Origin of the sequence: Mycobacterium sp. TY814 (assembly GCF_030755175.1) — a bacterium.
Lineage (GTDB): Bacteria > Actinomycetota > Actinomycetes > Mycobacteriales > Mycobacteriaceae > Mycobacterium.
In genome coordinates this window covers 979797-993013 of sequence record NZ_JAUFRY010000001.1, presented here as the reverse complement: position 1 = coordinate 993013, position 13217 = coordinate 979797, and the positions used below count along the sequence as shown (strand labels likewise).

Sequence of the window (13217 nt, the reverse complement as noted above, 5' to 3'; positions counted from 1 at the left end):
AACCTTGCCCATGACAAAAATGTGAGTCCGGCTGATGCGATTCCTATGATGACCGCTAATACCACGACTGCCCTATTTCGCAATTGAAACTCCCCCAAACGCGTGAACGAATGTCTCGGGACGTGCTCGCTCACATCTGGTTGGCTTTGATCCATTCCGGGAACTGTGGTTTGACCGGTTCGCGTGGCATCTGAAAATGGGAGTCGCCAGGCGGTGGGTTGAGAAAATTTTCACCCGGCGGCCGCCAGAGGTAGGAGTTGAGACTGCCACCAGTCTCCGCAGCTTGCCGGGATATCGCCGGGTTGGAAGTCGACCAGTTTGGTGATGTGCCAGTTCTGAAAGACGTTCCAACTCGGTGGCATTTCGGCGCGGGGATCAACGCGATCGGGATGGTCATCGACCAGGCTCGTGGGCTGGGTGTCGGAGGCGGGGCCGGATAACTCGATACGGTGGGCATCGCGCAGCGTGTTCGGGTTGAGTCCGGTGGTGTTGTCGGGTGCGGCAATCGTATATCCGCAGACGATCGCCTCGATATTTGTGTGGTCGGCCGAGATGACCAGCTCTGCGATGTGGAAGTGGTGCGTTTGCGGCGATTTGCCGATTTCGACGAAACCCGCCTCGGCCTGCTGTGTGGTCTCGAATCGGTAGTTCGGGTCACGGGGGTCCTTGGGCCCGCCGATCGCCGTCATGTATCCCGGGAAGGTCTTGTCCGGCCCGAAAACTTGAGTGAGGTCCAATGCTTCCCGGGTCGCGCGGATTAGTTCGGCCGGACGGGAGAACAAATCGACGCCGGAGTCGGCGGACCACACGTAGCTGAACTGTGGATGCAGTTGCTCGACGGTCGGGGTCGGTGAGCCCGGCTGCGGATCGCGGGGGGGATGTTCCGAGCACCCGGAAGCAGTGATGATTGCCACGGCCAGGATGCCAAGAATGCGGGCCCGCTTCACCATCACTTTCCCTGGGGAACGATGACGCCGGTGGCGGTCCCATAGCCGTGACTGAAGGATTCCCACGCGTCGTCACTCAAAAAATCCGTAGAACTTGGTAGTCGTTCACGGTGTCAACAGTGACAGTTCCTTGCTGTTGCGCATTCGTCCTCCCGACCAAAGCCGACTTTTGATTCAAACCCTAGCAATCGGGAAGACCCCAAAAACTCACGAATTGTGCGCCTCGCTCATGGTGGGGTACGTGGCCGCCGGTGTAACGGCGGTTACCGAGGCGCCTTCCGGCCGAGGAGGATCTGGCTATGCCTGACGTCGTCATGACCCCATCGCCGCAGGTGAGTGAGATGACGGCGTTGCGGGCGCAGCGGCGCGGCGGGCCGGAAGTGCTGACCGTCGAATCGGCTCCGGTACCCGTCCCAGGGCACGGCGAAGTGCTGGTCGCCGTGCATGCGGCGGCTATCACCTTCGACGAATTGACCTGGGAAGAGACCTGGACGCGCGACGGCGTGGACCGGACACCGACGATCGTGTCGCACGAGGTATCCGGAGTGGTGGATCAAGCGGCGCCGAACGTTTGCGACGTCCAGCCCGGCGACGAGGTGTACGGACTGGTGGCGTTCGACCGAGACGGCGCCGCAGCTGAATTCGTCGCGATGCCCTCGACCGACCTGGCCGCCAAACCGACGGGCCTGTCCCACCCGGAGGCCGCGGCATTGCCGCTGGCCGGGCTGACCGCCCTGCAGGCCCTGGTCGACCATGCGGAGGTGCGCCCGGGCGAGGCGGTGCTGGTGCACGGCGGTGCCGGGGGAGTGGGTGCCCTGACGGTGCAGCTCGCGGCGCACTTGGGTGCCGAGGTCACCGCGACAGTACGCAGCGACACCGCGGAACTGGTGCGCGGTTTCGGTGCCCGGCACGTGATCGACACCCGCACAGCGTCTTTCGATGACACGGACGCGGCTTATGACGTCGTGATCGACACCGTCGGCGGGCGGACCCTGGACCGCTCCTACGGTGTGCTGCGCCCCGGCGGCCGCCTGATCACCCTCAGTGCGCCGCCCCCGCCCGGCAAGGCCGACGAATTCGGCGTCACCGCAACGTTCTTCATCGTGACCGCCAACCGGGACCAGCTCACCGAACTCGCCACTTTGGTGGATGACGGTGCATTGCGCGTCGAGATCGCCCGAACCTTCCCGCTTGCACAGGGCCGGGCAGCATTCGAAAGCGGCTCGCGCCCAGGCCGGCGAGCCGGAAAGACCGTCCTGGTCGTGCGCGACTGACCGTACCTGTCAGGATGAAAACGTGTACGACCTCGAGGAGACGATTCGCCAACGCCGATCCAGCCGCATGTTCTTGCCCGAGCCCGTGCCGCGGCAGTTGGTCGAGGAGTCGCTGGAGCTGGCCATGCATGCCCCGTCCAACTCGAATGTGCAACCGTGGCAGGTCATCTTCACCAGCGGGGCCGCCAGGGACAGGCTGGTAGCGGCCTTGCTGGCCAAGGCCCGTTCCGAACCACCGCGGGTTCCGCAACTGCCGCCGGCCTTCGCCCATCTGCGGCGGGAGCTGGGCGCGCAGGTCTACGGCTCGATGGGCATCGCCCGCGACGACGCGGCCGGGCGCCAGGAAGCGGTGCTGCGCAACTGGGAATTCTTCCGCGCCCCGCTGGGCGGGGTGGTGTCCATGCACCAGGACCTGGACGTCATCGATGGGATGGGCGTCGGGATGTTCATCCAGAACCTGTTGCTGGCCTTGACCGCTCGTGGACTGGGCACCTGTGTTCAGGTCTCGATCGCCGGCTATCCCGAGATCGTCCGCGAGCAACTGGGCATCGCAGCGGACATGCGCATCCTGTGCGGACTCGCGGTGGGCTATCCCGACCCGGACTTCCCAGCCAACTCGCTGCGCGTCGGTCGCGACAGCCTGGACAAGCACGTGGTGTTCCTCGACGAATGACCTAACTACCTGGGAAATTCACGTCTTTCGTCACGGTCTTCCATTCCTCGATCGACGCCGACAGGGCGGCAATCTTGTCCCGCATGGCCTTGAGCACATCGCGGCCCAGCAAGAGCCGCAGCGGGGGATCATCGAGTTCGGTGACCATGAGTACCGCCTCAGCCACCTTGCGCGGGTCGCCCGGCAGGTGGTCGGCGAACTGCTTGATCAGGTCCTTGCGCGCCGCGACGTCGGCGTAATCGTCGATCCGAGTAGCGGTTTCCTTCATCGATCGGCTCGCCCAGTCGGTGCGAAACGCGCCCGGTTCGAGGGCGGTCACCTTGATCCCCAGCGGCCGCACCTCGGTGGCCAGGGCCTCGGTCACCGCTTCCAGCGCGAATTTGGTGGATGAGTAGTAGGCGTTGGGCGGGTTGGCCACCAGGCCGGTCATCGACGAGATGTTGACGATGTGGCCGGATCGCCGGGCCCGCATCGCCGGCAGCACCGCCTTGATCATGTCGACCGCGCCGAAGTAGTTGACGTCGAACAGTTTCCGGACTTCGGCGTCCTCGCCTTCCTCCACCGCCGACAGATAGCCGTGGCCGGCGTTGTTGACCAGCACGTCGATCCCGCCGAAGGCGCGCTCCGCCGCGTCGACGGCTGCGGCGATCTGCGCGGCGTCCGTCACATCGAGCGCCACCGCCAATGCGTGATCACCGAACTCGTCTGCCAGGTCCTGTACCGCCTCGGCCCGACGTGCCGTCACCACCACTTGGTGACCCGCTTCCAGAGCGCCACGGGCGATCTCGCGGCCGAACCCGGTGGAGCAACCCGTCACCAACCAGCGTGCCATCTCAGACCGTCCCTTCCGGAAGCCGCCGCAGATAGGCCGCTCGCCGGTCAGCGAGTTCCGCGGCCCGCTGCTCGGAGCTCACCCGCGGCAGGTGCGGCACCTCGGCATCAAGGCGATCCAGCTTCACCACTCGCCCGTGTGCGCCGAGGCCCGCCCGCGGCCCGGTCTCGCCGAATTCCGCCATCCGCAACGTCAGAATCGCCTCTCGCAGCCCGTCGGTGTCGATCCAGTTCGCCACACCGGGATCCTCCGGCGCGATCACATACGTGTAGGTGCCGTCCTCATTGGCCACCGACTGCGCCTTGTTGAGGCTGCCGGTGCGGTCGATGATGTCGAGGGTGGTGCCCCAGATATTGCTCAGCGGCACCGTGAAGTATTCGGCACCACCGTCGTTGAGGTCCACCACGAACACCTCGTCCGGCGCGAGATCGAAGCGGCCCATCACGTAGAACTGGTTGCGCATCGCGCCGTCGGTGTCCGCGGACCAGGCCAGGTCGAACCGGTTGGCCGGCATCTTATACACGCCGTGGCTGAGCTTGCCGGTGAAGTTCGCGAAGTACGCCATCATCGCCGCGGTGGCCTCCGCCTGCTCATCGAGCGTGCGGGCCGGCGTCGACGGAGCGTCGCCGAGCCGTTGAATGTCAAAATGATTCGGATCGTCACGAGCCCAGTCGAGCAACACGTCGCGGATGTAGAACTCGTGTGCCTGCGGGGTGCTCCGCACGTGGTTGGGCCGCCCGCCGGCGGGGTCGGAATCGACGGTGATGGTGAAGCTGCCGTCGGAATCGACCGCCATGGTGCGCCCGTTGAGCACGTCGACGGTGCCCATGTGCGCATCCCACAGCGTGAAGTAGTTCTCGGTCATCCGATGCTCACCCACCCGGCCGTGGATCTCGTAGCGTTCGTCGCCGCAGATCGGGATCACCCGGTACACGCTGTCCGGATTATCGATGCCCCAACGGGATCCGGGAATGCGCCGGCCGTCCACCGAGTGCGCCAACCGGGTGATGCAGCTGACCTTGGGCCGCAGCTTGTCCTGGTTGGACGACCACACCGCGGCCGAGAACATCACTTCGGCGAACGCATCGTCAAACCGCTCGCGCATGGCATCCGACGCCTTCGCGCGGCCCAGCCACGTCTGCGCCACGTCGCGGTAGGCGGCCTTCACGGTGGGGTGCTCGATCAGCTCAAGAGCGGCCAGTTCCTGTTCGTGCTGCGATGCGGTGGCGACCGGGTGGTCGGTCATGCCTTGCTCCTGTCTCGAAAACGACTGTTGTACAACGTAAATCGCTCGTCGACCTGTTCGGGTCGCAGGCCGCAATGGGCCAACCGCTCCGGCGGACGCTCGAAATCGTCAAGCCCCCAATCGGTCAGCGACTCCTCGCGTTGCGCCCCGGCCATCACCGCCGCGGCGTCGAACGGCGTCACCACTAGAACTTCAGGTGCTGGCTGACATCGCCGATCTGATCGACGAACATGGTGCGGCTCTCGAACCACCACACCCCGTCGAGCCGTTGGAAGGTGTCCTTGTAGTGACCGGTGACGATCACCTGCAGCGGCAGGTCGGGGGTGGCCTGCGTGACGCAGTAGTACGACGTGCTGCTCGCGGTGCCGGCCGCATCGTCGATGTAGAGCTGGACGTTGCTGGTGTTGTGTCTCGTCTTGGGAGTGCCGTCCTCGTAGATACGGGTGGCCATCTCGTACATCTGGCGCACCCGTGCGACTCCGGCGAACACCGTCTCCGGCGGACCGTCCTCGACTCCGCAGATGCGGCCGTGTTCGAAGAGCCTGGCGACACCGTCGAGGTCGCCGCTGTCCAGGAGTTGGGCGTAGGTGTAGATCAGGTTGGTGATTGCTAGTGCGCTGTCACTCACAGTGGAACCACCTCGGCTGTACTCCGTTGTTTACGCCAGACCCGTTGCTGACGTTACTTGGAGGCCGAGGCGGCTCGGCAAGCCGTCCCGCGTTTCATCGAGCCTGCAAAATTGGTGGCTCGTACCCGGATTTTCGCTGCGGACTTACAGTCTGGGTGAGTGTCCCTTGGCACGCGCGGCCGCGCGGCATCGAGCCTGCGATATCGCAGGCCGGTACTCGCACTTCGGCCACAGATTTACAGCCTCGGCGAGCGTCCTCACAGTGCGCCGCCGCCGAGCGTCCCGAGCGCGTCGAAGCGCGACTCGTGGGGATCTAGCCGCGGGTGACCTTGCCGGCCTTGATGCACGACGTGCACACATTGAGGCGCTGCTTGTTGCCGCCGGGACGGGTCACGGCGTGCACGGTCTGAACGTTGGGGTTCCACCGGCGGCTGGTGCGGCGGTGGGAGTGCGACACCGACTTACCGAAGCCGGGGCCTTTCCCGCAGATATCGCACACAGCGGCCATGGTTCAAACTCCTCAAGTCTGTTGCTGGGGTCCGCCGACCTCGTCACAGGGTCGGCCGAAACTGAGCCGGAATAGCCCAGGATAGCCCAGGGGAGTCCCAGAATACCGACTGTGGTCGGCATCCACCAAAACGGGAACGGCACCTGTCGCCACGGCTGACTAGGCTCTTGCACGGCTACGCTGGCGCGCACCAAGGGCCGTAACGAGCCTGCATGAAGGAGGTGGGGGGTTGGGCACACCGGATCGTCCGCTGGACGGCCCCGCCCTGCGCGACTGGGCCCACACCGTCGTCAGCGACCTCATCACCCACATCGACGAGATCAACCGGCTCAACGTGTTCCCGGTCGCCGATTCCGACACCGGCGCAAACATGCTGTTCACGATGCGTTCGGCGCTGGCACAAGCCGACGAGGACGTGGACGCGGACGTCGCCCGCGTGGCGGCGGCGCTGTCAGCCGGCGCCGTGACCGGAGCGCGCGGCAATTCCGGGGTGATCCTGTCCCAGATCCTGCTGGGTCTGGCCGAGGTGACCGCGGATGCGGCCGGCGACTCCGGCGGCGCGCTGTCCGCCATCGACGCGGCGACGCTGGGTGCGGCGCTGTGGCGTGGCGTTGAGCTGGTCGTGGCATCGATGGGCGGCGACGAAGTTCCCGGCACCATCGTCTCGGTGCTGCGTGCAGCCGCCGTTGCCGTCGAGCACTCCGCGGCCGCCGGTGACACGCTGTCCCGGGCCGTCATCGACGCCGGCGACGCGGCCGTGGTGGCGCTCGAGAAGACCACCGAGCAGCTCGACGTGCTCGCCGACGCCGGCGTGGTCGACGCGGGCGGGCGGGGGCTGCTGGTCATGCTGGACTCACTGCGCTCGACCATCACCGGCAGCGCCCCCGCGCGGTCCTGCTACGAACCGTCGCCGCAGTCGCGGGCCCCCGACTCCGCTGCCCGCCGTCCGGCCCCCCAGTTCGAGGTGATGTACCTGCTCGCCGCCTGCGATGCGGCGGCGGCGGACACGCTGCGCAACCGGCTGGGCGAACTGGGCGATTCGGTGGCCGTGGCCGCGGTCCCGTCGGAGAGCTATTCGGTGCACGTCCACACCGATGACGCGGGCGCCGCCATCGAGGCGGGCATAGCCGCGGGACAGCTGAGCCGGATCGTGGTCTCGGGGCTCAGTTCCGGTGCCACCGGACTGCCTCCCGGCAGCTGGACGCGCGAGCGTGCGGTGCTGGCGGTCGTCGACGGCGACGGCGCCGACGAGTTGTTCGCCGGCGAGGGCGCGTGCGTGTTGCGGCCCGATTCGGACGCCGACGTCACCGCTCACCACCTGGTGCGCGCCGTGGTGGACACCGGCGCCGCCCAGGTGATGGTGCTGCCCAACGGATATGTCGCCGCCGAAGAACTGGTCGCCGGATGCACCGCCGCGATCGGCTGGGGTGTCGACGTGGTCCCGGTGCCGACCGGGTCGATGGTGCAGGGGTTGGCCGCCCTGGCGGTGCACGACCCGGACCGCCAGGCCGTCGACGACGGCTACTCGATGGCCCGCGCCGCCGGAGTGGCCCGGCACGGCTCGGTGCGCATCGCCACCGAGAACGCCCTGACCTGGGCCGGCACCTGCAAAGCGGGCGACGGCCTGGGCATCGCCGGTGACGAGGTGTTGATCGTCGCCCCCGATGTCGCCGCGGCGGCCATCGGATTGCTGGACCTGCTGTTGGCCTCCGGCGGCGACCTGGTGACCGTGCTGACCGGCTGCGAACTCGCCGACAGCGACGTCGACGCGGTGGGCAAGGCCATGGAGCGGCACATCCACGACCGCCATCCGGGCAGCGAGTTGGTGATCTACCGCACCGGACATCGCGGCGACGTGCTGTTGATCGGGGTGGAGTAGTGGTCGGGCTCGGTGACCGCCTCGACATGGTGATCGGGGCGAAATCCGCCGACCCACTCGACGACGTGTTCGGCATCAAGACCGTCGGCGATCTGCTGCGGCACTACCCGCGAACCTATGTCGCACGCAACGGGACGCGTGGCGTCGAGGACGCGCGGCCCGAGGAAGGTGAGCACATCACCGTCGTCGATGTGATCACCGAGGCGAACTGGGCCCAGATGCGGAAGACGCCGAACCGGAAGTTTCTCCGGATCACCGTGGGGTCCGGCCGCGGCAAGGTGACGGCGACCTTCTTCAACGCCGACTACCTGATCAAGTCGCTGACCAAGGGCACCAAGGTGATGTTGTCCGGAGAAGTCGGCTACTTCAAAGGAGTCATGCAGTTCACCCACCCGGCTTTCCTCGTCCTGGATTCCGCCGACGGAAAGAACACCGGCAGCAAGTCGCTGCGCAGCATCGCCGACGCGTCCGCGAAGTCCCGCGGGGGCGAGGTGGCGATCGAAGAGTTCGAGCGTCCCTTCTACCCGATCTATCCCGCCAGCGCGAAGCTGCAGACCTGGGACATCTATTCGTGTGTCCGGCAGGTCCTCGAAGTTCTGGACCCGGTTCCCGACCCACTGCCCCGAGACCTGTGTGCCAAGCACGACCTGATTTCGGAGGACGAGGCGCTGCGTGCGATCCACCTCAGCGATGACGAGACGCGGCGCGCGCAGGCCCGCCGCCGGCTGACCTTCGACGAGGCCGTCGGTCTGCAGTGGGCGCTGGTCACCCGCCGGCACGGCGAGCTGTCCGAATCGGGACCGGCGGCGCCGCCGCGACCCGACGGTCTGGCCGCCGAACTGAAGCACCGACTGCCCTTCGAGCTGACGAAAGGCCAGCGCGAGGTGCTAGCGGTGTTGTCCGACGACTTGTCGCAGACCCGCCCGATGAACCGGCTGTTGCAGGGTGAGGTCGGTTCGGGCAAGACGATCCTCGCGGTGCTGGCGATGATGCAGATGGTCGACGCGGGCTATCAGTGCGCGTTGCTCGCCCCGACGGAAGTCCTTGCGGCGCAACACCTCTTGTCGATAACCGATGTGTTGGGTCCGCTGGCGATGGGTGGTCAGCTCGGCGCGGACGACAACGCAACCCGGGTGGCGCTGCTCACCGGCTCGATGACGGCCGCGCAGAAGAAGAAGGTCCGCGCCGAGATCGCCGTCGGCGAGGCCGGCATCGTCATCGGCACCCACGCACTCCTGCAGGAGGCCGTGGAGTTTCACAAGCTCGGCCTGGTAGTCGTCGACGAGCAGCATCGATTCGGCGTCGAGCAACGAGATCAATTGCGCGCCAAGGCTCCCGCCGGAATCACCCCGCATCTGCTGGTGATGACCGCCACGCCGATCCCACGCACCGTCGCCCTGACCGTGTACGGCGACCTGGAGACGTCCGTCCTGCGGGAACTGCCGAAGGGACGCCAGCCCATCACCAGCAGCGTGATCTTCATGAAAGAGAAGCCAGCCTGGCTGGAGCGGGCCTGGCAGCGGATCAGGGAGGAAGTCGCCGCCGGTCGCCAGGCCTACGTGGTGACACCGCGGATCGACGAAACGGAAGCCGACGCCAAAGCCGAAGAGCGGCCATCGGCGACGGCGGAGGGGACTTTCGCCAGGCTGCATGCGAAAGAGCTGGCGGACCTGCGACTGGGCCTGATGCACGGACGGTTGCCGTCCGACGAGAAGGACGACGCGATGTCGGCGTTCCGGGCCGGCCAGATCGATGTGTTGGTGTGCACCACCGTCATCGAGGTCGGCGTCGACGTTCCCAATGCCACCGTGATGCTGGTGCTCGATGCCGACCGGTTCGGGATCAGCCAGCTGCACCAGCTCCGTGGCCGCATCGGCCGCGGACAGCATCCGAGCCTGTGCCTGCTGGAGACCTGGAGCTCGGAAGGGTCGCTAGCCGGTAGGCGGCTGAAAGCGGTTGCTGCGACCATGGACGGCTTCGCGCTCGCCGATCTGGACCTCAAGGAGCGCAAAGAGGGAGATGTGTTGGGCCGCAACCAGTCCGGCCGGGCGATCACGCTGCGCCTGCTGTCGCTGGCCGACCATCTGGAGGTCATCGAGGCCGCCCGCGCGTTCTGTCTGGCCGCCTACGAACAGAACCCCGCCGACGCCGGTCTGGCCCTGATGGCAGCACCTTTCACCAACGCCGACCGCATCGAATACCTGGACAAGTCATGAGACCCCGGTGGTTGTGGTGGCTGGCCGCCGTCGCAGTGCTCGCTCTGGTCGTCGCCTACCAGACCCTGGGTTCGTCGGCGGCCCGGCGTGCCGACGAATTCGCTGCTCGCGCAGACGTTCCCACGGTCGCGCCGGGTGCCGACGTGCTCGCCGGTATCGTCGTCGTTCCGCAGCGCCTGCACCGGTACGACTATCTGCGCGCGGCGTTCGGCGATGCCTGGACCGACGACAACGACGCCCCGGGCGGGCACAACGGCTGTGACACCCGGGACGACATCCTCAACCGCGATCTGGTGGAAGTCATCCACGTCTACACCAAACGTTGCCCTGACGCGGTGGCCACCGGCATCCTGCACGACCCGTACACCAACTCCGTCATCACGTTTCAGCGCGGCGCCAAGGTGGGCGAGGCGGTGCAGATCGATCACCTGGTGCCGCTGGCCTATGCCTGGGACATGGGTGCCAACGTCTGGCCGGTGGCCGAACGGGTGCGGTTCGCCAACGATCCCGCCAATCTGCTGGCGGTGCAGGGGCAGGCCAACCAGGACAAGGGCGATTCACCGCCCGCGCTGTGGATGCCGCCCAACGCCGCTTTCGCCTGTCAGTACGCGGTCCAGTTCATCGCCGTGCTGCGCGGTTACGCCCTGCCGGTGGATCAGGCTTCCGGAGACGTGCTGCGCAGCGCCGCCGCGACCTGCCCACCCGGCTGACCGGGCGACTGTGAAGCTCCCGGCGCGACACTCCGGCGCGCTGTCGCCGAATTCACGCTCGGCGCCAGTGCGTTACGTTCCGGCGTAGGTGTCCGGGTCCGGACGGAGCCGGGTGCCGTCGTTCAGTCCGTTCAGTGCATTCATGTGCTCGGTGGCCAGCTCGAAATCGAACACGTCCAGGTTGCCGGCGATGTGTTCGGCATTGGCCGAGCGGAACACGACCGAGTTGCCCAATTGCACATTCCACCGCAGCAGCACCTGAGACGCCGTCTTGCCGTATTCGCCGGCGATCGAGGTGACGGTCGGGTTCTCCGCCAACTTGCCGAGCGCCAGCGGGGTGTAGGCCTGCGTGACGATCTGGTGCCCGGTGTTCGCCTTGCGCAGTTCCTCCTGGTTGAGCAGGGGGTGCAGCTCGATCTGGTTGACCGCCGGGGTGACGAACGTCAGGTCGATCGCCATTTCCAGATGCTCGGCGGTGAAGTTGGACACGCCGATGGAGCGCGCATGTCCTTCCCCGCGGGACTGGATCAGCCCACCCCAGGAGTCGACGTACTTGCCCTGCGCCGGCGCCGGCCAATGGATCAGGTAGAGGTCGACGTAGTCGAGACCCAGGCGTTCCAGGCTGGCATTGCAGGCTTGCTGCGCTGACGCGAAGCCGTGATCCTCGGTGGCCAGCTTGGTGGTGACGAAGAGCTCCGCGCGGGGGATGCCGGAGGCTGCGATCGCCCGGCCCACCGCGGCCTCGTTGCCGTAGGCGGCTGCGGTGTCGATGAGGCGGCAGCCGATCTCCAGCGCGGCCGACACCGCACGTTCGGTCTCGTCGTCCGAGAGGTCCGCGGTGCCGAGGCCGAGCACTGGAATCGTGTTCTCGTCGTTGAGGGTTATTGAGGGAATCGCCGCGGCGCCCGACTCGCCAGTCACGTAATTTCACCTACCTGTTTGAAGTGAATGCTCTCGGATCTCGGGACCACGATATTACTGAGCTATATAAGCCACCTAATCAACCCGCTGTGAGTGTCCGAAATCGCCAATATGGCCACGACGTACAGTTGGTCGCGGGGTGCGCCGAAATCGGTGAGTCGTCAAGTGTCACGAAAGTTCTTGTAGGGAGCGGTCCATGACCAAAAGCCTGCCTGGCACGCAGGATCTCCATCTCGGAGCAACGCGTGCACCGACCGGGTGGATGACGCGCGTCCAGAACACCGTCACCACCGTTGGCGTGAAAGTCATTCCGTGGATTCCGTCGGCCGCCAAACGGCTTTTGACGCGGGGCCGTTCGGTGATCATCGACGGCAACACGCTCGACCCGACGCTGCAGCTGATGCTGACGGGCCTGCGGGCCGCCGGTATGGACGGCCTGATCACCGACGACGATGCCGCCGCCTCCCGGGCCATGATGCGTTTGAACATGGAGTCGATGCCCGGCCCGCAGATCCACGTCGAGGTGACCGAACTCTCGTTGCCCGGCAAGGCGGGCGAGATCCGCGCGCGTCACTACCGCCCGCCCACCGACGGGCCGGCACCGCTGCTGGTCTTCTATCACGGCGGCGGCTGGGTGATCGGCGACCTGGACACCCACGACGCGCTATGCCGGTTGACCTGCCGGGACGCCGCCACGCACGTGATGTCCATCGACTACCGGCTGGCTCCGGAACATCCGGCCCCCGCGGCGGTGGAGGATGCCTACGCCGCCTTCCAGTGGGCCTGCGAACATGCCGAAGAACTCGGTGCGACCCCGGGGCGGGTCGCCGTGGGCGGAGACAGCGCGGGCGGCAACCTGGCGGCCGTGGTCAGTCAGATGGCCCGCGACAACGGGGGACCCGCCCCGGTATTGCAGTGGCTGATCTACCCGCGTACCGACTTCAACGCGCGCACCCGGTCGCTGAGTCTGTTTGCCCGCGGCTTCCTGTTGACCAAGCGCGACATCGACTGGTTCACGGCGCAGTACCTCCGCAACACCGGGATCGACACCAAGGACCCGCAGGTGTCACCGGCGCTGGCCGAGTCGCTGTCCGGTCTGGCGCCGGCACTGATCGCGGTCGCCGGATTCGACCCGTTGCGCGACGAGGGGCAGGACTACGCCGCCGCGCTGCGGGCCGCCGGCACCGAGGTGGACCTGCGCTATCTGGGGTCGTTGACGCACGGGTTCGCCAATCTGTTTCCGCTGGGCGGCGGCAGTGCCGTCGGCACGGCGGAGCTGATTTCGGCGTTGCGGGCACACCTGAGCCGGTACTGACCGGTTGCACCAGTGGCGTCGGTAGTCTAGAGGCGCCCGACTGCGGGTGAAGTCAACGAAACGTGAGG

13 protein-coding genes are annotated in these 13217 nt (G+C 66.6%); 6 read left to right on the top strand and 7 right to left on the bottom strand.

The genetic code is table 11. The features are described 5' to 3' along the window. Positions 1 to 230: 230 nt before the first annotated feature. Complete coding sequence (locus tag QXH22_RS03975) at positions 231 to 914, bottom strand: hypothetical protein (protein WP_306274972.1); 684 nt, start codon at positions 912 to 914, stop codon at positions 231 to 233. 374 nt (positions 915 to 1288) lie between these two features. Here QXH22_RS03975 and QXH22_RS03970 point away from each other — a divergent pair, with 374 nt between their 5' ends. Continuing rightward, positions 1289 to 2221, top strand: a complete 933-nt coding sequence (locus QXH22_RS03970; RefSeq protein WP_306244310.1) for an NADP-dependent oxidoreductase — start codon at positions 1289 to 1291, stop codon at positions 2219 to 2221. Between the two features lie 22 nt (positions 2222 to 2243). Further along, entirely contained in the window at positions 2244 to 2894 is a 651-nt protein-coding gene (locus tag QXH22_RS03965) for a nitroreductase (RefSeq protein ID WP_306274971.1), read from the top strand. 1 nt (position 2895) lies between these two features. Here the strand turns inward: QXH22_RS03965 and QXH22_RS03960 are convergent, their stop codons facing one another. The 5 genes from QXH22_RS03960 to rpmB all read right to left on the bottom strand — a co-directional run bounded on the left by QXH22_RS03960 (position 2896) and on the right by rpmB (position 6108). Continuing rightward, complete coding sequence (locus QXH22_RS03960) at positions 2896 to 3726, bottom strand: oxidoreductase (RefSeq protein WP_306274970.1); 831 nt, start codon at positions 3724 to 3726, stop codon at positions 2896 to 2898. Position 3727: 1 nt separating this feature from the next. Continuing rightward, positions 3728 to 4972 (bottom strand): DUF1214 domain-containing protein, encoded by a 1245-nt coding sequence (locus tag QXH22_RS03955; RefSeq protein ID WP_306274969.1) that lies wholly within the window; start codon positions 4970 to 4972, stop codon positions 3728 to 3730. After that, a complete protein-coding gene (locus tag QXH22_RS03950; RefSeq protein WP_306274968.1) occupies positions 4969 to 5154 on the bottom strand; it encodes a hypothetical protein in 186 nt (61 codons plus the stop codon). Before QXH22_RS03950 ends, QXH22_RS03955 begins: the two co-directional genes overlap by 4 nt. A 2-nt stretch (positions 5155 to 5156) precedes the next feature. Then, positions 5157 to 5600, bottom strand: a complete 444-nt coding sequence (locus QXH22_RS03945) for a nuclear transport factor 2 family protein (RefSeq protein ID WP_306274967.1) — start codon at positions 5598 to 5600, stop codon at positions 5157 to 5159. A 313-nt stretch (positions 5601 to 5913) separates the two neighbouring features. After that, positions 5914 to 6108, bottom strand: coding sequence for a 50S ribosomal protein L28 (rpmB, locus tag QXH22_RS03940; RefSeq protein ID WP_036354526.1), 195 nt, complete (start codon positions 6106 to 6108; stop codon positions 5914 to 5916). A 229-nt stretch (positions 6109 to 6337) separates the two neighbouring features. On the opposite strand from rpmB, the gene QXH22_RS03935 reads away from it, so the two are divergent. The 3 genes from QXH22_RS03935 to QXH22_RS03925 are packed head-to-tail and all read left to right on the top strand — an operon-like array spanning position 6338 to position 10913. Continuing rightward, complete coding sequence (locus tag QXH22_RS03935; RefSeq protein WP_306274966.1) at positions 6338 to 7987, top strand: DAK2 domain-containing protein; 1650 nt, start codon at positions 6338 to 6340, stop codon at positions 7985 to 7987. After that, entirely contained in the window at positions 7987 to 10203 is a 2217-nt protein-coding gene (gene recG / locus QXH22_RS03930) for an ATP-dependent DNA helicase RecG (RefSeq protein WP_306241449.1), read from the top strand. The genes QXH22_RS03935 and recG overlap by 1 nt, the downstream gene beginning before the upstream one ends. Continuing rightward, a complete protein-coding gene (locus QXH22_RS03925; protein WP_306274965.1) occupies positions 10200 to 10913 on the top strand; it encodes an HNH endonuclease family protein in 714 nt (237 codons plus the stop codon). Before recG ends, QXH22_RS03925 begins: the two co-directional genes overlap by 4 nt. A gap of 72 nt (positions 10914 to 10985) precedes the next feature. Here QXH22_RS03925 and QXH22_RS03920 read toward each other — a convergent pair whose 3' ends face one another. Next, a complete protein-coding gene (locus tag QXH22_RS03920) occupies positions 10986 to 11834 on the bottom strand; it encodes an aldo/keto reductase (RefSeq protein WP_306241447.1) in 849 nt (282 codons plus the stop codon). A 196-nt stretch (positions 11835 to 12030) separates the two neighbouring features. Between QXH22_RS03920 and QXH22_RS03915 the strand changes: the two genes are divergently transcribed. Beyond that, positions 12031 to 13149, top strand: a complete 1119-nt coding sequence (locus QXH22_RS03915) for an alpha/beta hydrolase (RefSeq protein WP_306274964.1) — start codon at positions 12031 to 12033, stop codon at positions 13147 to 13149. Positions 13150 to 13217 lie beyond the last annotated feature (68 nt).

Excerpts from the sequence above, each read along its gene's own strand:
- QXH22_RS03970 (WP_306244310.1), top strand. The coding sequence starts at position 1,289 with ATGACGGCGTTGCGGGCGCAGCGGCGCGGCGGGCCGGAAGTGCTGACC.
- QXH22_RS03960 (WP_306274970.1), bottom strand. The coding sequence starts at position 3,726 with ATGGCACGCTGGTTGGTGACGGGTTGCTCCACCGGGTTCGGCCGCGAG.
- QXH22_RS03955 (WP_306274969.1), bottom strand. The coding sequence starts at position 4,972 with ATGACCGACCACCCGGTCGCCACCGCATCGCAGCACGAACAGGAACTG.
- rpmB (WP_036354526.1), bottom strand. The coding sequence starts at position 6,108 with ATGGCCGCTGTGTGCGATATCTGCGGGAAAGGCCCCGGCTTCGGTAAG.
- QXH22_RS03925 (WP_306274965.1), top strand. The coding sequence starts at position 10,200 with ATGAGACCCCGGTGGTTGTGGTGGCTGGCCGCCGTCGCAGTGCTCGCT.
- QXH22_RS03915 (WP_306274964.1), top strand. The coding sequence starts at position 12,031 with ATGACCAAAAGCCTGCCTGGCACGCAGGATCTCCATCTCGGAGCAACG.